The organism is Rhodoblastus acidophilus (assembly GCF_900187365.1).
In the GTDB taxonomy this organism is placed as follows: Bacteria; Pseudomonadota; Alphaproteobacteria; order Rhizobiales; family Beijerinckiaceae; genus Rhodoblastus; species Rhodoblastus acidophilus.
On the sequence record NZ_FYDG01000001.1, the window covers coordinates 151,030 to 173,781 of the forward strand.

The window sequence follows — 22,752 nt, forward strand, 5'->3', positions numbered from 1 at the left end:
GTGACGATGAAAAACCGGGCTTTCGCGGGCATGACGGCGCTCCTTCAGCGCGCCGCAAGCTACCGATGTCGCGAATCCCTGTCAATTTCAGGTCAAGGCTCGGCGTTCCCCGCTCAACTCCCAGGCGGCGTCAAACAGCGCGTGAACATTTTCGGGCGGCGTATTGATCGGCAAGGCGCAACCCAGGCCGAGAATGTAACCTTTGGGATTGCCGACGCCTTTCTCGAAACACGCGCGGGCGTTGGCCCTGACGTCGTCCGGGCCGCCGTTGGCCATCACCGCCGTCGGCCTGATATTGCCGATCAAACCGACCCGATGCCCCACTTGCGCGCGCGCGGCGGCGAGATCGACTTCATCGTCGATGCTCAACACGCTCGCCCCGGTGTCGGCCATCTCGGACCAGATCCGCGAACTGTCGCCGCAGATGTGCAGCGAGGGGCCGACGCCGCCGGTCAAGTGTTTGACGGCGTCCACGATTTCCGTGAGGTAGGGCTGGGCGAAGGCGCGAAATTGCGCGGCGGCGATCAGCGTGCCCGACGCCATCGGCTCGGCGAGGCTGATGCGGGCGCCGAGCGCGATGACTTCGCGGATGAACGGGATGGTGGCGTCGGTGGCCAAACGCAGGGCGCGATGGGCGACCTCCGGCGCGCGGCGCAGATCGCGCAATAACTGGTCGGGACCGCGCAAATACGAGGCTGTCGTGAAAGGACCGGCGGTGGTCAGGGACACCGGCACGCGGGCGCCGGCTTCGTCGAGCACGATCTTCGTCGCCTCAAGGAACAACGGCAACCGGCCATCGCGGCGGGGATCGGGAATTTTCAGACGATCGAGATCCTCGGGAGTCGGCGCGGGATTTTCCACGACATAGGCGGTGTTGTCGGGGAACGCCAGTTTGGCGCCCAGGGCCTCGGCGAGGCCGGTCAGGCCCGGCCCGGTGTTGAGCAGATCGACGCCATAAAGCCGCTGGGCGGCGAGTTGGCCTTTGGCCATCAAATCGGCCGACTGTTGATATTCGCCGACGCTGACGCCGATCACCCGCGCCGCATGGTCGCTCATGAGGAGGAAAACGGGAATGCGGTCATACGGCTCGCCAGCGAGAGCGGCGGCGAAGCGCTCGCGGGAAGTCATCGTCTCTTTGCGGGTCATGATCTTTTCGTCCGAAGGGGTCGGCCGCGCCGGCAGGCGACGTCAAACTCAATATAAAACATTTTATCTATAGATTTTATATTTTATTTGTCTCCATCAATCCAGCCGCTTCCCCGCGACAGATCGCCGCTTGGCGTCCTGCCGGCGCTGGGGACGACTTGGGGACGCAGAAGCCTGCCCCGGCGTAAAAATTGGGTCGTTTTCCGCCGAGCGCCGCCTATAAGGAAGCTGGAGTTTGACGGCTACGGACGAGAGGCTTGATGGATACGATCAATTCCGAACATATCGACGCGGAAACCAACTGGGTCGGACGCGTCTCGAAGCGGGCGTTTTCGCGCGTCGAGTTCACGGCCTATCTGGTCCTGGGCGGCCTGCTGGCCATTGTCGCGGCGATTGGAACGATTGGGGCCGTCATGACCCTTGCGAAGGCGGCGGCCGACGTCGAGTCGCCGCTGCCGCTGGTCATCGCGATCGACCGGATCCTGCTGGTTCTGATGATCATCGAAATTCTCCACACCGTGCGCGTGTCGTTCCACGAGGGCGCGCTGGCCTGCGAGCAGTTTCTGGTCGTCGGCCTGATCGCTTCGATCCGGCGCATGCTGGTCATCACGCTGGAATCGTCGCAGGCGCAGGATTCCGGCCCATCGGCGCCGGAGCTGCACGGACTGTTCAATTCGTCGATGATCGAATTATGCGTCCTCGGCGGATTGATCCTTGTGATGGTCGTGTCGATTTTTCTGCTGCGGCGGAACGCGCATGCGCATGGCGCGGAGACCCACGTCCTCAAAAGATAAGCCAAACGCCGCCGTCACGCCGCCGGCGCGACGCTGCCGGCGGTCCAGAGGTGCTGCGCGGCATAGGCGCGCCACGGCCTCCAAAGGTTCGCGCGCGCCAAAAGGTTTTTCGGCGTCGGACGCGCGCCGTCTTCCGCCATGGCGCGGCGCAAGTCGAGGTCATCCGCCGGAAAGGCGTCGGGCTCGCGCAACATCCGCAAAGCGAAATATTGCGCGGTCCATTCACCGACGCCCGGCAGCCCGCGCAGCCGGGCCATGACTTCGGCCGGCGCGTGGCGCGCCGACAGGAAATCGGGATCGGCGGCGACGGTTTGCGCGAGGCGGCGCAGGGTTTCGGCGCGGGCGCTGGGCAGGCCGAAGCCGGAGAAATCGGCGCCGGCGAGCGCGGCAGGCGTAGTGAAAATGCGGCTTAGAACGGGATCGGCGCAACGCAGCGGCTCGCCATATCTTTCCGTCAGTTTGCTCGCGCAGCGCGCCGCGCCGGCGACCGTCACCTGTTGCCCCAGGATCGCCCTGACCGCCAGTTCAAACCCATCCCATCCGCCGGGCACGCGAAGGCCGGGACGCGCCGCGACCAGCGGCGCCAGCTTCGGGTCGCGCGCCAGATCGGCGGCGACGGCTTCGGGGTCGGCGGCGAGATCGAACACGCGCCGCAACCGCGCGATGATCCCCGGCAGCAGCGCGAGTTTCGGCAGGCGCAGGACGACTTTGAGCGCATCGGCGCCGGATGGGGCGACGGAGACGACGCCGTGTTCGCCCTCCAGCGCGATGGCGCGACGGTAGCTTCCGCCCTCGACGCTTTCCACGCCCGCTATGGCGCGCGCGCCAAGGAAGCCGAGAATGGCGGTCCAATCGTAAGGCGGCTTGAACCGCAAGGCCAAGGCGATCTCGCCGGACGAGGCCTCGACGCCCCCGGCGCGGCGCAGGGCCGTCGGGGGCCGCCGGTACAGCGCGAGGAACGTCTCGTTGAAGCGCCTCAGACTGTCGAATCCCGCAGCCAGCGCGACTTCGGTCATCGGCAGCGAGGTTTCCTGGATAAGCTGCCTCGCCAGCAGCACGCGACGGGTCTGCGCGACCGCGATGGGCGAGGCGCCGAGATGGCGCGCGAACAACCGGCGCAACTGCCGCTCGCCGACGCCGACGCGTTCGGCGAGCGCCTCCACGCCCCGCTGGTCGAGCGCGCCCATTTCGATCAGCGCCAACGCCCGCGACACCGTGTTGGACGCGCCGCGCCAGGCGCCGAGATCCGGCGCCGTTTCCGGGCGGCAGCGCAGGCACGGCCGGAAACCGGCCTCCTGCGCCGCCGCGGCGGTCGGAAAAAACGCGACATTTTCCAGGCGCGGCGTCCGCGCGGGGCAAACAGGGCGGCAGTAAATACGGGTCGTCTTGACGCCGGTGAACAGCCGTCCGTCAAACCGGGAATCGCGCGCGCAGATGGCGCGGTAACAGGCGTCGGGAGCGAGGTCCATCGGCGGATTCTGCGCGCATGAACTGCAAAAGTCTCGCGGTTTTCGGACATGGCGCCGGAAACGCCGGGGTCCGAAAACCGCCAGACGGCGGATTCGCCGCGCGCTAAAAAGGCGCATGATCGAGACGCGCCTGTTCCTGGAAACCTTGCCCACGCCCACTGGCCTGCTGCGGATCGTCACCGATGAACGGGAGACGATCCGGCTGCTCGACTGGGGCGCCGCCGACGATCCGGCGGACCTGCGCCGGCGCCTGCCGCTGGGCGTCGGACGCCTCCGCCTGGAGGCGCGCCGCGCTCCGTCTCCGGCGCGCGGCGCCGTGGACGCCTATTTCAATGGCGACGCCGCCGCGCTGGACGCGCTCGCGGTCGAAACCGGCGGCAGCGTCTTCCAGCGTCAGGTTTGGGCGGCGCTGCGGACCATTCCGGCGGGGGCGACGGTCAGCTATGGCGAGATCGCGCGGCGGATCGGCGCGGCCGGCGCCGCGCGCGCCGTCGGCCTCGCCAACAATCGCAACCCCATCGTCCTCGTGATCCCCTGCCATCGCGTCATCGGCGCGGATGGCGCGCTGGTCGGCTATGGCGGCGGATTGGAGCGAAAGCTCTGGCTGCTGCGCCATGAAGGCGCGCTTCTTTGACGCCATTCAAAAGGTTAAATTGCGAGAAACCGCAGGTAATTCGTCATAAAGTCTTGGAGATATCGCGCCCGTTGGCGGATTGCGACGACGCCAACGCTTAAGATTTGAACGATATATTTCAGCCCGCCAAAATCCGTGGGATGACAGACGAGCGGCGAGGAGGAGAATGATCCGCCTCAAGACCTTCAAGCGCGCGACGCCTTTCACGCAGATCTGATCGACTTGAACCATGACGGAACCGGCCACCAACTTGCCGACGCCCACGCCCGGACGGCGCGACGCCTTGCTGTCAGGTTGGCAGCGTCTGCTGCTGCAATGGCCGCTGGTCATGGCCAGCGTCTTCCTGCTGCTGGTTCTGGCGCTCGCCTGGGGCCTGTATTCGACTCAGGTGCAGTTGCGCGGCGCGACCGATGCGCGCCTGCTCGCGGACAGCGAACGGCGCGCCGCCGTCATCGAGGATTTCCTGGCCGAACAGGAAAAGCTCGCCGCGCAACTGGCCAGCGGCCCCGAAATCGAGGACTACCTGACCAACGAGGCGCTCGGCATGTCGCCGCGCTATGGCCTGAACGCCAGCATCGGCTTCATCGAGCAGCGCTTTGAACGCACGATCGAACGGGTGTCGCTGCGCGGCGCGCCGTTTCTGCGCGCCATCCGCTTCGTCAGCATCGACAAGGTCGAGATCGCGTCGGCCGGCGCCGGCTCCGCGCCTGTGATCGGAACCCTGTCCGAAACGGTCGCGCCGCCGCACATCAACGCGCACGACTGGACCATCGAGGTGGTCGCGCCCGTCGTGTTCAAGAACGCCGTGGCCGGAGCGGTGGCGATGACCGCCGACCTGAAGGTCCTGTCGAAACTGCTGATCGAATCCGACGAAACCCAAGGCGGCGGATACCATGAATTCCTGCTGATCGGGGACGGCGGCCACGCCTTGTCGCCACGCCGCTCCGGCTCGGATTTCGAACTGGTCGAAAGATCGCTGGCCGAACTGCCCGAAAACCGGCTGACGCCGACGGACAGCATCCCCGGCGCCAAAACGGCGAGGAACATGCTCGCCTTGCGGACGCCGGTGAAGGGCGCGCCGCTTCACCTGATGACGCTCACCTCCGAGACCGCCGCTTATGGCGGCATAGCGCAGCCGGTTTACGCGCTTTATCTGTCGGCCTTCCCCGCCGCGCTGTTCATGATGGCGATTGGTTTTGAGCGGCAGCGCCGCCGCGCCGTGCGGCTGCAACTCGACTTCCTCGCAGCCGACCGCCGCCAGACGGCCCTGGCGGCGTCGAAGGAGGCGGCCGATCGCGCCAATCAGGCCAAGACCTATTTCCTCACCACGATGAGCCACGAAATCCGCACGCCAATGAATGGGGTGCTCGGCATGATCGACCTGCTGGAGACCACCGCGCTTTCGGCCGAACAGGGCCGCTATGTCAAAGCGATCCGGCAATCGGGCGAGGCGCTGGTCGAGCTGATCGGCGATATTCTCGACTATTCCGCGCTGGAGACGGGCCGGCTCGACATGGAGAGCCGCGAATTCCAGCCGCTGGCGATTGTGGAAAATGTCATCGACGCGCTCGAACCCGTCGCCATCCGCAAGGGCTTGCGGATAGAAATGGATGTCGAAGCCGAGGCAATCCTGGCCACGACGGGCGATCCGGCGCGGCTGCGGCAGATCCTGCTCAATCTCGTCGCCAACGCCGTCAAGTTCACGCATCGCGGGCGCGTGTGCATCCGCGTCATCCGCGTGGCGCCCGAGCGCCTGCGGTTCGAGGTTGAAGACACCGGCATCGGCGTCGCCGCGGATAAGCAGGACCGGCTGTTCCAGATTTTCAGCCAAATTGATCCCGCCATCTGGCGCGAATTCGGCGGTTCGGGGCTGGGTCTGGCGATTTGCAAGAGCCTGGTCGAAGCGATGAAAGGCGAGATCGGCGTTCGCAGCGCCGAGGGCGAAGGCAGCCTGTTCTGGTTCGAAATTCGCGCGCCTTTCGTCAAGGCGGCGGCCCCGGCCGCGCGCGGCGAAGCGGCGCTGCTATGCGCCGCCGAACGCGGGCGGGAGGCGGCGGGCCGCGTCATCGCCTATAGCGGATTGCAGCTGAGCGACCTCGATCGGGCGCGCTTCGTGTTCGTCGACGCGCAGCGGATCGACGCCGTCGACATTCCCGCTCTCGCCGCCGCCGGCAAGATTTGCATCATGTTCGGCGACAGTTCGCGGGCGCCGCCGCCCGACGCCCAGGCCATCGAAGGGGCGCTGACGCCGCACCGCATCGAGCGCCGCCTCGACGCCATCGCGCGACCGGATTTTGCGGCACAAAAGCCGGGTGCGAAAAATGTCGCGGCGACCGAGGCGCTCGACATTCTGGTCGCGGAGGACACGCCGACCAACCAGGAGGTGATTGGGGCGCTGCTCCGAGGCATGGGCCATCGCGTCGAGATCGTCCCCAATGGCTTCGAAGCCGCGCGCCTGATGGCGAGCGGGACGTTCGACCTGGTGTTCATGGATGTCCACATGCCCGTCATGGACGGGTTGGAGGCGGCGCGGCGCATAAGGTCGCTGCCCGGCCGAAAGGGCGATGTGCGGATCGTGGCCCTGACCGCCAGCGCGCTGCCCGCCGACATCGAAGCGTGCAAAGCCGCCGGCATGAACGATTTCGTCTCCAAGCCGATCAACCGCAAGAAGCTGGCGGCGGCCCTGGCCGCGGACCGCGCGCCGCCTCGGTCCGAGGCGGCGGCCGATCCGGCCTGAGACGCCGTTCGCAGCCTCACGCCGGGGGCGCCAGACCCGCCTGTTTGTCTTCGAGCCAGACGAGCGCGCGCCAGGCGCAAGCCTCGAAAGCCAGCAAGCGCGCCGCGAACGCCTGAGGCGACGCGCAGGCTTCGAGCGCCGCGGCCTCCCGCGCCGCGGTCAGCGCGCCAAATTGCGCGAACAGGCTCTTGAGCTGGTGCGCCAGCCCGCACCCCTCCGTGAGGTCGTCGCCGGACACGTCACGTAGACGGGCGACGCGTTCGCCGATGTCGCCCAGGCCGATTTTCAGCAGTCGCGCCACCTCCCCCGGCCCGAGATCGTCGACGAGATCGTCGATCTCGGCCGGATCGAACACGTCGTCCGAAACCATCGAAACTTGGGATTCGTCAGGCATGGCGGCGCGCTTTCTCCCCGCTATGGTCCAGCATGATCCCTTGCGAAAACCGCGTGTTCCGGGATCATGCCTTACGCAAGTCGCTTGTTGCTGGATTCGCGGCGGCCGGGATCAAGCTTGTCGCGAAATCGCCGGGCGCGTCCGCCGATGGCCGCACATCCGCCATCGCCGGCTCAATATGCGTCAAGACGCGCAGCCTGTCCGGGAAAATATGGCGGGCGCGCGAGATTTTCAGCGTCGTCGGCCAAAATGCGCAAAACTGGCGGCGAACCGGAAACGGGCTCGCCGCCTGACGCGGAACTCCGCCGCAGACGCCGGGCGCCGGCCCAAAACCAAAGCGCGCGGCTTGCGCGGGAGCCAGCTGGCGTCTCGCGCGTTTCAAGCACAGTTCCCGTGCTTGAAAGGTCAAGCGTCTTGAAGCCGTCATTCCTCCTTGCGTCGCTTGTGGTGAGTTCTCTGGCGGGCTGCGGCGAATCGGCGCCGCCGCCCGCGCCAGCGGCGTCCGCGCCCCAGGTCTCCGTCGGCGCGCCCGTGAAAAAGGCCGTGTCGGACTACGATGAATTCGTCGGCCGCTTCAACGCCGTCGATTTCGTGGAAATTCGCGCACGTGTGTCCGGCTATCTCCAGGAGATCGATTTCAAGGATGGCCAGTTTGTGAAGAAGGGCGATCCGCTGTTCAAGATCGATCCCCGCCCGTATCAGATCGCCGCCGACCAGGCCCGCGGCGCGCTCAACGAAGCCAAGGCCAAGCAGGCCTTCGCCCGGACCGATCTCGATCGCGGCAAGGATCTGGTGCGCGGCTCCACCATCACCCAGCAGAGCTTCGAACAGCGCGTGCAAACCAGCCGCTCCGCCGAAGCCGCGACCACGGCGCAGGACGCGGCGGTTCGCCAGGCGGAGCTTGACATCGAATACACCGACTTGACCGCGCCGATCGCCGGCCGGATCGGCGACCGCCGCGTCTCCGTCGGCAATCTGGTCACGGGCGGCGCCGGCGGCGCGACCACGCTGCTCGCCACCATCGCCAGCATCGATCCGATCCGCTTGGAATTCACCGTCGATGAGGGCGCCTATCTGCGCTTCATCAACGTTTCCAAGGCGACCGGCGATGCGCCCGACCGGGGATTGCGGCTGCCGGTAAAACTCAGGCTGCTCGACGAAAAAACGTTCTCGCACGAGGGCCGGATCGATTTCGTCGATAATGTCATCGACCGCAACACCGGCACGATCCGCATGCGCGCGACCGTCGCCAACCCCGATGGCAAACTGACGCCGGGCATGTTCGCGCGCGTCCGGGTGCAAGCTGCGCCGCCTGCCGAAAAACTGCTCGTTCCCGATGTCGCCGTGGGAACGGAGCAGGCGCGCAAGTTCGTCTATGTGGTCGACAAGGACGATGTCGCGCGGATGAAATATGTGACGCTCGGCCCGGTCGTCGACGGCCTGCGCGTGATCGAAACCGGACTCGACGCGCAGGACCGCGTCGTCACCGAGGGCCTCATGCGCGTCAAGGCGGAAGGGAAGGTGTCGCCGCAAGTCGCCGCCGTGGACGCGCCGTCTCCCGCGGCGAACTGAAGGTTCAGCAATGGAATTTTCCAAATTCTTCATCGACCGGCCGATCTTCGCCTGCGTCGTGTCGATCGTCATTGTCATTTTCGGCGCGGTCTCCTACGCGAACCTGCCTGTCGCGCAATATCCGGAGATCGCGCCGCCGGTGGTGAACGTCACCGGGCAATATCCGGGCGCGAGCGCGCAAGTGGTGGCGGATACGGTGGCGGCGCCGCTGGAGCAGCAGATCAACGGCGTCGAGCACATGCTCTACATCTCGTCGAACTCGACGAGCGATGGCCGCTTCACCATTTCCATCACCTTCGATCTCGGCACGAACCTCGACACCGCGCAGGTGCAGGTGCAGAACCGCGTCTCCGTCGCGCAGCCGCGGCTGCCGGCGGATGTCCGCAATATCGGCGTGACCGTCGCCAAGGCTTCGCCCGATCTGATGATGGTCGTCCACCTGCTGTCGCCGGACAAGTCCCACCCCGACCTGTTCATTTCCAACTACGCCAGCATCAATGTCGTGGATGTGCTCAGCCGCGTGGAGGGCGTCGGCTCGATCACTGTGTTCGGCGGCCGCGACTATTCCATGCGCGTCTGGCTCGACCCGGAGCGGCTGCAATCGCTCGACCTGACGTCGGGCGACATCGTCGCCGCGCTGCAACGCCAGAACGTGCAGGTGGCCGCGGGCGTGCTCGGCCAACCGCCCATGCCCAACCCCGGCGCCTTTCAGATTTCGGTGCAGACGCGAGGGCGGCTGATCCAGCCCGACGAATTCGGCGACATCGTCGTCAAGAGCAACGGCCCCGCGCTGGTGCGGCTGAAGGACGTGGCGCGGGTCGAGCTGGCCGCGCTCGACTATGGCGTGAACTCATATCTGGATACGACCCCGGCCGTCGGCCTCGGCGTCTTCCAATTGCCCGGCTCGAACGCGCTGGCGACGGCGGCGCGCGTGCGCGCGGCCATGGCCGAACTGGCGAAAGGCTTTCCGCCGGGGCTGGAATACCGCATCATCTACGATCCCACCGAATTCATCCAGCAATCCCAGGACGCGGTGGTTCATACGATCTTCGAGGCGATTGCTCTCGTGGTGCTGGTCGTCGTGCTGTTCCTGCAAAGCTGGCGCGCGGCGGTCATCCCCATCGTCGCCATTCCCGTCTCCCTGGTCGGCACGTTCTTTCTCATGAGCGTGTTCGGCTTCTCGCTGAACAACCTGTCCATGTTCGGCCTGGTGCTGGCCATCGGCATCGTCGTCGACGACGCCATTGTCGTGGTCGAAAATGTCGAGCGCAACATTCATGACGGGCTGTCGCCGCGTGACGCGGCGCGGCGCACGATGGACGAGGTCGGCGCCGCGTTGGTAGCCATCGCTCTGGTGCTGTCGGCCGTGTTCGTGCCCACCGGCTTCATTCCCGGCATATCCGGCCAGTTCTACCGCCAATTCGCCCTCACCATCGCCGGCGCGACGCTGATTTCGCTGATCGTCTCGCTGACGCTGTCGCCGGCCTTGTGCGCGCTGCTGCTGCGCCCGAAGCAGGCCGCGAAAGGTTTTGTCGCGCGCGGCGTCGCCGGGTTTTTCGGCGCCTTCAACTGGGGATTCGACAAACTGTCGCGCGGCTATGGCGCGCTGGTCGCGCGCGTGACGCGCGCCGCATTGATCATGGCGCTGCTCTACGTCGGCGTCGTCGCTTTCGGCCTCAACGAATTCCGCCGCACGCCCACGGGCTTCATCCCGCAGATCGACGCCGGCTATCTCATCACCGTCACGCAATTGCCGCCCGCCGCCGCGCTGGACCGCACCAGCGCGGTCAATCGTCGTGTGGTGGAGCTGGCGCTGAAGACGCCCGGCGTCGCCCACGCCGTCAACATCGTCGGCTTTTCCGGAGCGACGCGCACCAATGCGCCCAACGCCGGCGCCGTGTTCGTGACGCTGAAACCGTTCGAGGAGCGGGCGAAGGATCGAAATCTTTCGGCGAATGCGATCCGCGCGACGCTCACGCAAAAGTTCGCCGCGATCCGCGACGGCCAGGTTTTTGTGGTGCCGCCGCCCTCCGTACGCGGCATCGGCAGCGCGGGCGGGTTTCGGATGATGGTCGAGGATCACGGGGCCTCCGGACCGGCGGCGATGCAGCAGGCGGTGTCGGCCATGATGGCGAAGGCCGCGCAGACGCCGGGCGTGCAACAGGTGTTTTCGCTGTTCGAGAACGCCACCCCGCAAATCTATCTCGATATCGACCGCGACCGCGCGCAGATTCTCGGCGTCAACGTGTCCGACGTCTTCGCCGCGCTGCAAACCTATCTCGGCTCGGCTTATGTCAACGATTTCAACCTGCTGGGCCGCACGTTCCGCGTGACGGCCCAGGCCGACGCGCCGTTCCGCAACGACTGGACCGACATCCCGAAAATCCGCGTTCGCAACGCCGAGGGCGCGGCGGTTCCATTGGGATCGTTCACCACCGTCCGCGACATCGCCGGCCCCTCGCGGTCGCCACGCTACAACCTGTTTCCCGCCGCCGAACTCGACGGCGTCGCCGCGCCCGGTTTTTCGCAGGGCCAGGCGCTGGAGATCATGCAGAAAATCGCCGCCGAAACCCTGCCGCCCGGCTTTTCGGCGGAATGGACCGAACTGGCGTTCCAGCAGATCCGGGCGGGCGACGCCGCCATCTTCGCCTTCCTGCTGGGCGTGGTCTTCGTGTTCCTCGTGCTCGCCGCCCAGTTCGAGAGCCTGACGCTGCCGCTCGCGGTCATCCTGATCGTGCCGATGAGCCTGGTGGCGGCGATTTCCGGCGTGATTTTCCGCGGCATGGACAACAACATCCTCACCCAGGTCGGCTTCGTCGTGCTGATCGGGTTGGCGGCGAAAAACGCCATCCTGATCGTCGAATTCGCCGCCCAGCTTGAGGAACAGGGCAAATCGCGCTTCGAGGCGGCCGCCGAGGCCGCGCAATTGCGCATGCGTCCGATCGTGATGACCTCGCTCGCCTTCATTCTCGGCGTGCTGCCGCTGATGCTCGCCACCGGCGCCGGCGCCGAACTGCGGCAGGCGCTGGGAACGGCGGTGTTCTTCGGCATGTTGGGCGTGACATTGTTCGGCCTGATCTTCACGCCGGCGTTTTATGTGCTGTGCCGCATGCGCGCGAGGCGCGACGTTTTGGCGCCCGAGGCGGCCCATGACGCCCGGTGAACGTCGCGGCGGGACAGGCGGCATCGGCGATTCCGGCGTGTCAAAAATGGCGAAGCGGCGATCGCGCCCGGAGAATAAAATCCGGGCTCGCTAAAATTCTACGCTTTTCGCAAAGACACTCTAAGCCAAACGAATGACATCTCTACGGCAGGCTGCAGTCATTCACCCCGCCTTAATGCCCTTCAATTTATTAAAATTGCAGGCGCGCAAAAATTGCGCAGACAGTTCAGCGATGTTTTTCAGGAGAGGGCGCCGAGATGATCGATGATATTGTTCGCGGACTGGTTGCAAAGACATGTGAACTGCCTGTCGATCCGATCTCTCTGGCTGATGACGCCGATCTCTACGCCGCCGGCCTCACCTCCTTCGCTTCGGTGCAGCTGATGCTGGCGCTGGAAGAGGAATTCGACATCGAATTTCCCGATCATCTTCTGAACCGCAAGACCTTCGCCACCCTGCGCGCCATCTCCGACGCCGTCGCCCTGCTGCGGTCCGGGCGCGAGGCCGCGTGAACACCGTCCCTCGCCCCCGAGCCGCGCTCGATCTCTCCGAGCGCGCCCGCCGCGCCGCCAGCGTCGCGCGCGCATTCGCCGACGCCGTCGATGCGGAAAACCGCTTTCCGCACGAGGCCATGGCGGCCATCAAGGCCGAGCGCCTGCTCGGCGTGATGATCCCGGTCGATCTCGGCGGCGAAGGCCGCGCGCTGATGGAGGTCGCCGAAGTCTGCGCCATTCTCGGCCAGGCCTGCTCGGCGATGGCGATGATCTACGCCATGCACATGATCAAGCTGTCGAGCTGCGTCCAGCACGGCCAGGATCATGCGTGGCATCGCAACCTGATGCGCCGCATCGCCGACGAACAATTGCTGCTCGGCTCCTCCACCACGGAAAGCGGCAGCGGCGACCTGCGCACATCGAGCTGCGCCGTGGTGCGCGACGGCGAGGTCTTCCACCTGGAGAAGGACGCCACCTGCATTTCCTATGGCGAATTCTGCGACCTGATCCTGGTGACGGCGCGGGCCCATCCCGACGCTCCCCCCTCCGATCAGGTGATGGTCGCTGTGGAGAAGGGACAATATACGCTGGAGCGCACTCATCCCTGGGACACGCTGGGCATGCGCGGCACGTGCTCGGAAGGCTATCTGTTCAAGGCCACGGCGCCGGTCGAACAAATTTTTCCGCTGCCCTTCGCCGAAATCGCGGCGCAGTCGATGCTGGCGCATTGCCATCTTCTGTGGGCCGCCCTCTGGTACGGCCTCACCAGCGAAGCGTTTTCGCGCTCACAGGCTTTTGTGAAAGCGGCGGCGCGAAAAGCGCCCCACGCGCATCTCACCAGCACGCTGCGGCTGGCCGAAATGTCCGTCATGCTGCAGCAGATGCGCGCCGTGATCGTGGACGGCGTCGCCCGCCACGAGGCCGCCAGCCAGACCGAAAACGGCCTCAGCGCCATCTCCTATCTCGTCGCCATGAACAACGTAAAAGTGTCGGCCGCCCAGCTCATGACGCAGGCCCTCGACCACGCCATGATCATCTGCGGCCTCGCCGGCTATCGCCGGATCACGCTGGTCGGGCAATGCAGCGGCGCCTATGCCGCCCTGCATACGGCGCTGCGCGACGACGACGTCGCCGGTCTTGTGCTGATCAACCTGTGGCGGTTCGCCTGGCGCGGCGACGAAACCCTGGAGCAGGCCCTCGCCGCGCCCGGGCGCTCATCGGACGCGTACCTGCGCATGTGGCGCAATGGCGAGGCGCTGCGGCGGCTGGTTCGCGGCGAGGCGCCATTGCGAGGCCTGCTGCGCGCCGCCAACAAGATCGGGCGGCGCGGGATGCAGGCGGTGGGCGAAGCCGTCTCCGCCCTGATGCGGCCGGCGCCAAAGCCGGGAACGCCTGAAGCGTGGCTGCATCGCCTGTCGGCGCGCGGCGTGGCCACGCATGTTCTGTTCAGCGAGACGGACGCCAGCCTCGATGAGTTCGCGCGCTATTTCGGGCGCCGCGATTGGCGCGCGCGTCGGATCGCGGGTCTTGAACGCGCGATCCTCAGGGACGCCGATCACAGCCTGTCGTCGCGCGCGGCGCGGGCTGTGGTGTTCGATCATGTGCGCGCCGCCACCAAAGACCGAGCCTCAGGCGGTCCCTTCTGACTTCTCGGTTTTCGGCCAGACCTATTCCGACAAAGGCGGGGCGCCTTCGCCGTCGGAATCAGGCAAAGGCGCGTCAATCACGCTTTTGGCGAGGCCCGGCGAAAATCCGGCGCGGCATAATCTGGCGATGTCCTTGTCGCGGTTTTCCGCGCGCGCCACACTGCGCCAAGGTCCAATGCGCTTGCGCCGCGCCAAAAGGCGCGCCCGTTCGGCGTCCGTCGTTTCGGTTTCGGCGATCGCGCTCTGCGTCAGATCGGCGTCGACGCCGCGGCTCCTAAGATCCAACGCGATGCGCGACGCCGATTTGCCCCGTCGCGAGAGAGAGGCCGCGCGCCGTCCGGCGTAGCCCTTGTCGTCAATCAGGCCGATGCGTTGCGCGGTTGAAACGGTCGTCGCGATCATCGCGGACAAGGCGTCGGGATCGACCTCCGCATACCACCCGGCGCGCAGGCCACGCGCGATCTTTTGGGCGAGAAAATTTTCCACGCGATGGGCGTTCGCCTCATAACGCTCCAGATAGCGCTTGGCCATTTCGTGAATCAGCGTCTGATCGATCGGGCGCGGCGGCTTGGCGGCGGCCGCAGCGGAACCGCAGCCGTCATCGCCAGTCGAACCACCGCGCCGCGCCCCCGAACCGAACATCGATTTCGACCACATCATCGCCCTATGCGAGCCCGGAGCGGCGGGAAACGCCCCCGCACGAAACCATGGGAAACGCTGGTCTCGGCGTCGAGGGCGAGCTTCGCAAGATCATGCAGCAAACTCCGGATCGCCTGACGCGGATCGCCGCCGGCCTCCGCGATGATCTCGTCGATCTCGGCGTCGCCGATTGTCTCGGACCCGTCTTCGACCGCCGCACCCATCGCCTCGCCTCATGTTCAAATCGGAACAAAAAATGAACACAAAGACGCCGGGAGTCAAGAGCCGAAAGGCGGACGGCTCAGTCGTCCAGCCGTTCCAGCGCCGGATAGCGCCAGTTGTGCGACAACAGCCCGTCCTTGGGCAGATAGGCGCGCGCGATCAGGGCGAAGGGTTTCGTCGGAACCGGCAGCCAGTTCGCAGCCTCGGCGCCGGCGGGCCGATCCGGCTGGATGAGGATGTCGATCCCCCCCTCGGAATTTTTCGTCAAACCTTCGGTGCGGTCGCCGATGGCGTAGCGGTGGATCGCATTGTCGGCGAAATAGAGGCCGCCATCCGGCTCGACTTCGTAAGCCGACAGCGACCAGAACGCGCCGACCGGCGGCGCCCCGGGGGGCAGGCGCAGGCGGTAGCGCTTGCCGGGCTCCAGCGGACGTCCCTGCTGGTCCTCGGCGGGCCGCGTGTAGATCGCCTCGATTTCCGGCAGCGCCAGCAGGCCGCGCAGCGCCACGGCGGCGCGATAGGAGTAATCCGTTCCGAAATCTCCGATGGCGGGGCGCGTGTAGCTCCAACCCTCCACGATGTTGAAGCGCCCCTCCGTGCCCTTGATCAGGGCGTAGCGCGCAAGAGGAAAGCCGATTCGCCAGACCAGATTTCGCCACGCGGACAGCGGCTCGGCGTCCGGCCCGAGGCCGATCTTGCGCAAATCCGCCAGTTCCGGCTTGTCGGCGTCCGGCGGCGGGTTGTCGCGCAGAACCTGATTGACGACCCGGACGAAATCGGGGCCGTTGGGCTCGGCGGGAACCGCGTCGGGCGGGAAGGCGGAATCGGACGGGCCTTTGATCACCAGCGCGTCCTGCAAGGCATGAACGGCGTCGAGTTCGCGCGGGCCCTCGATCAGCACGCGGGCGAGCAGCCAGATTTGCGGAGTCGTCGCACGCACCAGCGTTTCACCGGGCGCCGCTTCGCCTTTCCAATCGGGGCCGACAACGCGCAATCTGGCGCCGCCGCCGCCAATGGTGCGCTGGCCGACGATGGCGGAATTGTTGGTGTAGGCGTCGATGAAGGCCAGTGAGTAATAACGCGCCCCAAAAGCGGGAACGTCGATCGTCGCCGGCCCGCGCGAAACATCGAGGAAGGCCGAGGAATAGAGCGTGTCATTGTTCGGCGTGGTGATCAACCGGGTCGCATGGTCGGCCAATGCGCGCTTGTGCGCGAACGCGTTGAGCGTCTGGCCGTTCCGGGTCAGCGCGATATCGCGCGAACGGGCGATTTCATAGGCCGGCAGCCCATAGAGGTAGCCGCGCAGCAACAAGGCCGGGACGCCGGAGACGTAAAGGGCGGCCCCGGCCCCGATCAGCGCCGCGCCGGCGCCAAGAACAATTTTGCGCCATGAAACGCCACGGACTGTTGTGGTCATGCGGGCGACTCTCCGGTTTTTGAAACAAGGAATCCGGCGATGCGCCGGCGCTTAAGCATATAATTCCTATATTATTAATGTCTATTTCGGACGGGGCGTGCGGGATATAAGAAAATCAGCCGCCATGGTCCCGCAAGGTTCCGGTCGATTTTTCTCCGCCGCGCCCCTCCGGCAGATGGGCTTGCTGCGCAGCGGCGGCGACAAACGGATTGAGATTTATGAGCAGCCGGCAACCGGCGACGATCGCGCCCTGACGCTATAGCGTGGGGAGCACCGGTGCGAAGCGGTCAAGGTCTGGGATCGCGGCGACCGGCGAGGGATGGGGGTCGCAAACCCTCGGGCCGCCTTGCGTCTCGATATCAGCCAAACTATATTGATTGCAAAATCATCAATCGCTTGTGAACGCCATCATGCCCGCCGTCACCATACGCAACCTCTCCGAAGCGACGCATCGCGCCCTGAAAGTCCGCGCGGCGCAACACGGCCGCAGCACGGAAGCGGAAATGCGCGATATCCTCGAAGCCGCCGTGCGCCCGGCCAACCGCCTGCGCCTCGGGAGCGCGCTGGCGGAAATGAGCCGCGCGATCGGTCTGACCAATGTCGACGTCGAGGCGCTCGAACAGGCCTGCGAACATAGGCCGGCAGAACCATTGCGCTTTGAATGATCCTGCTCGACACCAATGTCGTCTCCGAGGCGATGAAGCCTGAACCGGCGCCGGCGGTTCGCCATTGGCTCGATGAACAGGCGGCGGAGACGCTCTACCTTTCCAGCGTAACCGTTGCGGAGTTGATGTTCGGGATCGGAGTGCTTCCCGGAGGCAAGCGCAAGGATAAACTGGCGGCCGCGCTCGAAGGCGTTCTCAAGTTCTTCGAGGCGCGCATCCTGCCATTCGATACGAATGCGGCGCGCCGTTACTCTGATTTGGCCGTGAAGGCGCGCGCGGCCGGCAAAGGTTTCCCCACGCCGGACGGATATATCGCCGCCATCGCCGCGTCGCACGGTTTCGGGGTCGCATCCCGCGACGCCAGCGCGTTCATAGCCGCCGGCCTGACCGTGATCGACCCGTGGAGCGCGCGCGCGTCGTGAAAACTTGCGCGGGACCGCGCCGGGCGCGCCGCGCTGGGCGAGGTCGCATCGTCATTGTCTGCAGCCTCGCCTCGAACAGGACGTGAGTGTTTTCCGAACCTGTCGACGTCCCGTGAAAACCGTCAGCGTTGCGCCTTCCCGATGCGGCCCAGGGGGCGCGCCCGTCGCCTCACGCGCGAACGTTCCGCCGGGCCTCGTCCAAAAATGGAGTTGGGACATGTCCCCTTGGTTGACCCCGCCTTTGTCATCCCCGCCGCGCTCGTGCTGTTCGTCCTGTTGAGCTGGATGGCTCGAACGCAGGGTTGACGACGCCTGAGCGCCAAGCTTGCGGCTTTGCCGGGGCGGCCGGGACTGCGTTGCAGGAGAGGACATCCCGGCAGGGGAACGATCTGCGCCTGTCAAACTTTCGCTTTCAAGCCGGGCCAACATTTCGGGCGCCGGTGGAAGCGGTTTGGCGCGGCGCAGCCAGGCTCGCCTTGTTGGACTCTCCGCTTTTTCAGGCGCGCTCAAGGGAGAGGGAACGCATGGTTGCCGAGGCCCTCATCGACATCAAGGCCGGCGCCGACCTGATCGAAGTCACAGGGTCCGGCGCCTGGGTGGCGGTCAACGCCCAGAAGCTTGAAACGCTTGTCGATCGCATATTTGCTTTCGACACGCGTCGCATCGTGATCGACGCGCGCGGCATCAGCCAGTTCGACACATTCGGCGCCGTCGCGCTGGACAGGCTCACGCGGGAGGACGGCCGTCGCCAGGTGCAGCTCACCGGCCTGTCGGCGCGCTATGCGGCGCTCTACGAAAAAGTGCGCGCGGCCGGCAAGGACGCGCCCGCGCCGCTTGTCAGGAAAGCCCTTTTCGCCGACGCGGCGGGAGGCGTGCGCGAACTCGGCGCGGACGCCCTGCGCTACCTGCGCATGATCGGCGCCTTCGCGCTCACGCTCGCCGGCGTCGCGGCGCGGCCCAGGCGCCTGCGGCTCGCATCGCTGGCGCATCAGATCGATCGCGTCGGCTGGACTGCCATCCCGATCATCGCGCTGATGACGCTGCTGATCGGCGGCATCATCGCGCAGCAGGGGATCTATCACTTCCGGCGGTTCGGCGCGGACGATTATGTCGTCGATCTCGTCGCCATTCTCATCCTGCGCGAAATCGGCGTGCTGCTGGTGTCGATCATGGTCGCCGGACGTTCGGGCAGCGCCTATACCGCCGAACTCGGCTCGATGAACATGCGCGAGGAGATCGACGCTCTGCGCACCATGGGCCGCGATCCCCAGGAGGTGCTGATCCTGCCGCGCGTGCTCGCGCTCGTGATGGCGCTGCCCGCCCTGACCTTTCTGGGATCGATGGCGGCGCTGTTCGGCGGCGGACTGGTCGCCTGGGTCTATGGCGGCATGGACCCCGCCATATTCGTCGCGCGGCTGCGCGAAGCCGTTTCCATGAGCGATTTCGAGGTCGGCATGATCAAGGCGCCGTTCATGGCGCTGGTGATCGGCATCGTCGCCTGCACGGAGGGGCTGAAGGTGCAGGGCAGCGCGGAATCGCTGGGGCTGCAGACCACGACCTCGGTGGTGAAATCCATTTTCATGGTCATCGTGCTCGATGGCTTCTTCGCCATGTTTTTTTCGTCGATCGGCATGTGAGCATGGATGCGCAGGGCGAGATCGCGATAGACTTGCAGGACGTCGTCGTGGCGTTTGGCGCGCGCGTCGTCATCGATCGCCTGTCGCTCACAACGAAGCGTGGCGAAATCTTCGGACTGGTTGGCGCATCCGGCGGCGGCAAATCCGTCCTGTTGCGGGCCATGCTCGGCCTGCTGCCCAAGACGGCGGGCAGGATCGCGATCCTCGGGACGGATCGCGACGCCGCCAGCCCCGCCGAATTGCAGGCGCTGGAGCGGCGCTGGGGCGTGCTCTACCAGCAGGGCGCCCTGTTCTCCTCGCTGACGGTGTTGCAGAACGTCGAATTTCCCATGCGCGAATATCTGAAACTGTCGCCGCGCATGATGCGCGAGGTGGCGATGGCGAAGCTCGACATGGTCGGGCTCGCCCCGCGCGACGGCGAAAAACTGCCGTCGGAACTTTCCGGCGGCATGACCAAACGCGTCGCGCTCGCCCGCGCGCTGGCGCTCGACCCGGACATCGTCTTCCTCGACGAGCCGACCTCGGGGCTGGACCCGATCGCGGCCGGCGAATTCGACAGCCTCATCAAGACGCTTCAGGACACGCTCGGCCTGACGGTCTTCATGATCACCCACGATCTCGACTGCCTCAGGCTGGTCTGCGACCGCATCGGCGCGCTTGCGGACGGCCGCATCGTCGAAGTCGGCGCGATGGACGCGATGCGCGCGTCCGCCCACCCCTGGGTGCAAGCCTATTTTCGCGCCGCCCGGAGCCATTCCGGACAGGGCGCTCAAACCTTGGTGTGAGCAATCATGGAAACGAGCGCGCGTTACGCCATCGTCGGTTTCTTCACCATCGCCAGCCTTGTGGCCGGCTTCCTGTTCGTGCACTGGCTGCACAATTCCGGCGGCGCCGAACAGGCGCTGTACTGGATCCGGTTCGAACAGCCGGTGATCGGCGTGCGGCCCGGCGTGTCCGTGCTGTTCAATGGCTTGCGCGTCGGCGAGGTGCGTCAGGTCAGCCTTTCGGCCGCCGATCCAAAGGAGGTTCGCGCCCTGGTCGCGGTCGATCCGACGACGCCGGTGCGCGCGGACACCACGATCGTCATCGACACGCAGGGCCTGATGGGCTCCGCCGTCGTGTCCATGGTCGGCGGCTCCGTGGATGCCGAGATCAAGCGCGAAGCCCGCGCGGGACCGCCGACCCTGGCCGCATCCGCGCAAGCCGGGCAGACGCTGTCCCAGTCCGCCAAGGCCACGCTGAAAAAGATCGACGAAATCCTGAACGACAATTCGGACGCGCTGCGCAGCGCCATCGCCAACATCAGCACGTTTTCGGCGGCGCTGGGGCGCAACGCCGACAAGGTCGACGATATTCTGGGCGGACTCGCGAAACTTTCGGGCGGCGGGGCGGTGAAGCCGCAGCGCACCTTCGATCTGGCGACGCCGCAGATCGCGCCCGGCAAGGCCAGCGACGCGCAGGTGGCGATCCCGGACCTGTCCGGCCTGATCGTGTTCGAGACGCAACGCCTGCTGTCATCGCCCCGCCGCGGCGAAATCGCGCAGATCGAAGGCGGACAGTGGAGCGACACCCTGCCGAAACTTGTGCAGGAAAAAATGCTGCAATCCCTTGAGGCGGCGGGGTTCAAGAATGTGGCGAAGAGTTTCGACGGGTTCGCGGCGCAATACCAGCTCATCCTCGACATTCGCGCGTTCGAGATCAGCCTCGATCCGCAGATGGAGGCGAAGGTCGAGCTGAACGCCAAGCTCGGCAAGGGCGGCGCCATCGTCGCCACGCGCAGTTTCACCGGTGCGGCCCCGGCGAACAGCGCCGAGGCGCCGGACGCCGCCGCGGCGCTCAGCATCGCCTTCGGCAAGGTCGCGGCCGACCTCGCATCCTGGTTGCGCGGCAAAATCTAACGTCGCGCCTCAGCGCCAGCTGGCGTGGTCCGGGTTGGGTTCGCGCAGCAATTCCTGAATGTTGGCCTCGATGATGCGATAGCCGACATTGCCATAGAGGGTCTGCCGGCCCTGGTTCAGACTCATGGTCGGGCTGCCTTTCACGCCGAGGCTCTCGGCCTCCCTGTAGTCGCGGTCCAGCAGGGCGTGGGCGCGGCCGTCGGCGAGGTGTTTCCGCGCCCGGTCGGCGTCGGCGCCGGCCTGCCGGCCGACCTCCTGCTGAACATCCAGCCGCGCGACATCGAGGCCTTGGACGAAAAACGCTTCGCGCATCCGGCGCAGCACGGTTGCGGATGTTCCCGGCGCCACGGCGCCCTCCTGCTCGGTGAGTTGCACGGCCTTGAGGTAGAGATGCGGCGACAGCGACGACGCCGGTCGAACCTTGCGCCAGAGATCGGGATGAAGCGGCCTTTCGGGGAATTGAAGCTTTCGCGCCCGGTTGACGCGAATCGTGATCGTGCCAACTGCGCAGCCGCAGATTTGCGCCGCCTGTGCGTACGCGTGGCCCGCCGCGCCGACCAGCAGCAACGGTTCAAGCGACCGCGGCCGAAGCCGACAAGGACGATGCGCCAGCGGTCTGGTCAGCGCAGCCAAAACCCGCGCCCGACGAACACGGGTGACGCCGGGCTTCTGAAATGAACCGGCGGAAAAAGATGCTGAATGGGTCGGCATGCGTTGCGCCGCGAAACGAAGCTCAGGCGATAGACGGTTGTATTGAATTCTTGGCGGCGCATTATGGGCGCGCCCGATCCGGGCGCCAAAGGGCGCATCCAGCGCTGAGGTCCCATGACCGTCTTCAGCGTGAACCATGTCACGACCTACGCCTATGCGGAGCCCGTTCGCCTGGGAGAGCATCGCATGATGCTGCGTCCGCGCGACAGCAACGACCAGCGCCTGCTCGAAGCCAGTCTCGCCATCGATCCGCCACCCAAAACCTTGCGCTGGATTCACGATGTCTTCGACAATTGCGTCGCGGTCGCCACCTTTTCGGGCGAAACCCGAGAACTGCGGGTGGAAAACAGGATCACGCTGGAGCATACGCCCTTCGAGGGCGACGAATTCCTGCTGGACGACAGCGCGCGGTTTTATCCCTTCGCCTATGACGCGGAAGAAACGCCGGACCTCGCCCGCTCGATCGAACGGCATTCTCCCGATCCCTCGGGCGAGCTTGACCGCTGGGTGCGGCATTTCCTGCATCCGGGGCGGCCGACCGAAACCGGAGAACTTCTGATGACGCTGAATTACGCGATCAAGGAGGGATTTTATTACGAGCGCCGCGTCGAAAAGGGCACGCAGAGCGCGCTCGAGACCTTGGCGCGCCGGCGCGGCTCCTGTCGCGATTTCGCGACCTTGATGATGGAGGCGGCGCGGGCGCTGGGCTTCGCCGCCCGGTTCGTTTCCGGTTACCTCTATGTGCCCGATTGCGACGGCGAGAACCGCCATCTGGGCGGCGGCTCGACCCATGCGTGGCTCCAGATCTATCTCCCCGGCTCGGGCTGGGTCGAGTTCGATCCGACCAATGGCATCGTCGGCAATCGCGACCTCATCCGCGTGGCGGTCGCGCGCGAGGCCCGCCAGGCCATCCCGCTCTACGGCAGCTATTTCGCCGACAACGCGACCGCAAGCACGATGGACGTCGAGGTCCGCGTTCGCCAGTCGCCCTCGTGCGAATTGCCGAGCGCGCCGCATCGAAACCTTTAGGCGGGGAACCTGAACGCCCGCCTCACGTTCAACTCACAGCTTCGGCGTGATCTTGCGCAGGAA

The 22,752-nt window shown here is 66.0% G+C and carries 20 protein-coding genes and 1 pseudogene; 13 read left to right on the forward strand and 8 right to left on the reverse strand.

Annotated features, from left to right (window positions below; genetic code table 11):
* Positions 1-87: 87 nt before the first annotated feature.
* A complete protein-coding gene (locus CFB24_RS00655) occupies positions 88-1,146 on the reverse strand; it encodes a uroporphyrinogen decarboxylase family protein (RefSeq protein ID WP_088518643.1) in 1,059 nt (352 codons plus the stop codon).
* A 260-nt stretch (positions 1,147-1,406) separates the two neighbouring features.
* Here CFB24_RS00655 and CFB24_RS00660 point away from each other — a divergent pair, with 260 nt between their 5' ends.
* A complete protein-coding gene (locus CFB24_RS00660) occupies positions 1,407-1,940 on the forward strand; it encodes a phosphate-starvation-inducible PsiE family protein (protein ID WP_088518644.1) in 534 nt (177 codons plus the stop codon).
* Between the two features lie 14 nt (positions 1,941-1,954).
* Here CFB24_RS00660 and CFB24_RS00665 read toward each other — a convergent pair whose 3' ends face one another.
* Positions 1,955-3,409: a DNA-3-methyladenine glycosylase 2 family protein gene (locus CFB24_RS00665; RefSeq protein ID WP_088518645.1), complete on the reverse strand. Its 1,455-nt coding sequence runs from the start codon at positions 3,407-3,409 to the stop codon at positions 1,955-1,957.
* Positions 3,410-3,524: 115 nt separating this feature from the next.
* Between CFB24_RS00665 and CFB24_RS00670 the strand changes: the two genes are divergently transcribed.
* Positions 3,525-4,043 carry a methylated-DNA--[protein]-cysteine S-methyltransferase gene (locus CFB24_RS00670; RefSeq protein ID WP_088518646.1) on the forward strand — a complete coding sequence of 173 codons (519 nt, stop codon included), beginning with the start codon at positions 3,525-3,527 and terminating at the stop codon, positions 4,041-4,043.
* A gap of 229 nt (positions 4,044-4,272) precedes the next feature.
* Positions 4,273-6,780, forward strand: coding sequence for an ATP-binding protein (locus CFB24_RS00675; RefSeq protein WP_088518647.1), 2,508 nt, complete (start codon positions 4,273-4,275; stop codon positions 6,778-6,780).
* A 16-nt stretch (positions 6,781-6,796) separates the two neighbouring features.
* Here the strand turns inward: CFB24_RS00675 and CFB24_RS00680 are convergent, their stop codons facing one another.
* Positions 6,797-7,174 carry a hypothetical protein gene (locus CFB24_RS00680; protein WP_141098301.1) on the reverse strand — a complete coding sequence of 126 codons (378 nt, stop codon included), beginning with the start codon at positions 7,172-7,174 and terminating at the stop codon, positions 6,797-6,799.
* A 447-nt stretch (positions 7,175-7,621) separates the two neighbouring features.
* On the opposite strand from CFB24_RS00680, the gene CFB24_RS00690 reads away from it, so the two are divergent.
* The 4 genes from CFB24_RS00690 to CFB24_RS00705 all read left to right on the forward strand — a co-directional run bounded on the left by CFB24_RS00690 (position 7,622) and on the right by CFB24_RS00705 (position 14,049).
* Positions 7,622-8,746, forward strand: a complete 1,125-nt coding sequence (locus tag CFB24_RS00690; RefSeq protein WP_245295398.1) for an efflux RND transporter periplasmic adaptor subunit — start codon at positions 7,622-7,624, stop codon at positions 8,744-8,746.
* A 10-nt stretch (positions 8,747-8,756) separates the two neighbouring features.
* Complete coding sequence (locus tag CFB24_RS00695) at positions 8,757-11,909, forward strand: efflux RND transporter permease subunit (protein ID WP_088518651.1); 3,153 nt, start codon at positions 8,757-8,759, stop codon at positions 11,907-11,909.
* A 260-nt stretch (positions 11,910-12,169) separates the two neighbouring features.
* Entirely contained in the window at positions 12,170-12,421 is a 252-nt protein-coding gene (locus CFB24_RS00700) for an acyl carrier protein (RefSeq protein ID WP_088519464.1), read from the forward strand.
* Positions 12,418-14,049, forward strand: a complete 1,632-nt coding sequence (locus CFB24_RS00705; RefSeq protein WP_158255211.1) for an acyl-CoA dehydrogenase family protein — start codon at positions 12,418-12,420, stop codon at positions 14,047-14,049. Before CFB24_RS00700 ends, CFB24_RS00705 begins: the two co-directional genes overlap by 4 nt.
* 21 nt (positions 14,050-14,070) lie before the next feature.
* Here the strand turns inward: CFB24_RS00705 and CFB24_RS00710 are convergent, their stop codons facing one another.
* The 3 genes from CFB24_RS00710 to CFB24_RS00720 all read right to left on the reverse strand — a co-directional run bounded on the left by CFB24_RS00710 (position 14,071) and on the right by CFB24_RS00720 (position 16,327).
* Positions 14,071-14,706, reverse strand: coding sequence for a regulatory protein RecX (locus CFB24_RS00710; protein ID WP_206605456.1), 636 nt, complete (start codon positions 14,704-14,706; stop codon positions 14,071-14,073).
* Entirely contained in the window at positions 14,706-14,912 is a 207-nt protein-coding gene (locus CFB24_RS00715) for a hypothetical protein (protein ID WP_088518654.1), read from the reverse strand. Before CFB24_RS00715 ends, CFB24_RS00710 begins: the two co-directional genes overlap by 1 nt.
* Positions 14,913-14,989: 77 nt before the next feature.
* Positions 14,990-16,327, reverse strand: coding sequence for a DUF1254 domain-containing protein (locus CFB24_RS00720; RefSeq protein ID WP_088518655.1), 1,338 nt, complete (start codon positions 16,325-16,327; stop codon positions 14,990-14,992).
* Positions 16,328-16,737: 410 nt separating this feature from the next.
* On the opposite strand from CFB24_RS00720, the gene CFB24_RS00725 reads away from it, so the two are divergent.
* The 5 genes from CFB24_RS00725 (at position 16,738) to CFB24_RS00745 (ending at position 20,949) form a co-directional block, all read left to right on the forward strand.
* A complete protein-coding gene (locus CFB24_RS00725) occupies positions 16,738-16,992 on the forward strand; it encodes a FitA-like ribbon-helix-helix domain-containing protein (protein WP_088519465.1) in 255 nt (84 codons plus the stop codon).
* Complete coding sequence (locus CFB24_RS00730; protein ID WP_088518656.1) at positions 16,989-17,414, forward strand: type II toxin-antitoxin system VapC family toxin; 426 nt, start codon at positions 16,989-16,991, stop codon at positions 17,412-17,414. Before CFB24_RS00725 ends, CFB24_RS00730 begins: the two co-directional genes overlap by 4 nt.
* 524 nt (positions 17,415-17,938) lie before the next feature.
* Positions 17,939-19,051 carry an MlaE family ABC transporter permease gene (locus CFB24_RS00735; protein WP_088518657.1) on the forward strand — a complete coding sequence of 371 codons (1,113 nt, stop codon included), beginning with the start codon at positions 17,939-17,941 and terminating at the stop codon, positions 19,049-19,051.
* A gap of 2 nt (positions 19,052-19,053) precedes the next feature.
* A complete protein-coding gene (locus tag CFB24_RS00740; RefSeq protein ID WP_088518658.1) occupies positions 19,054-19,836 on the forward strand; it encodes an ABC transporter ATP-binding protein in 783 nt (260 codons plus the stop codon).
* Positions 19,837-19,842: 6 nt separating this feature from the next.
* Positions 19,843-20,949 carry an ABC-type transport auxiliary lipoprotein family protein gene (locus tag CFB24_RS00745; RefSeq protein ID WP_088518659.1) on the forward strand — a complete coding sequence of 369 codons (1,107 nt, stop codon included), beginning with the start codon at positions 19,843-19,845 and terminating at the stop codon, positions 20,947-20,949.
* Between the two features lie 9 nt (positions 20,950-20,958).
* Here CFB24_RS00745 and CFB24_RS23490 read toward each other — a convergent pair whose 3' ends face one another.
* The gene (locus CFB24_RS23490) at positions 20,959-21,324 is read right to left on the reverse strand and encodes a DsbA family oxidoreductase (RefSeq protein ID WP_276328280.1); all 366 of its coding nucleotides are present in this window, start codon (positions 21,322-21,324) and stop codon (positions 20,959-20,961) included.
* Between the two features lie 90 nt (positions 21,325-21,414).
* A pseudogene (locus tag CFB24_RS23495) lies at positions 21,415-21,516 on the reverse strand (RNA polymerase subunit sigma); the annotation flags it as partial.
* 258 nt (positions 21,517-21,774) lie between these two features.
* Between CFB24_RS23495 and CFB24_RS00755 the strand changes: the two are divergent.
* Entirely contained in the window at positions 21,775-22,689 is a 915-nt protein-coding gene (locus tag CFB24_RS00755; RefSeq protein WP_088518661.1) for a transglutaminase family protein, read from the forward strand.
* Positions 22,690-22,752: the final 63 nt, after the last annotated feature.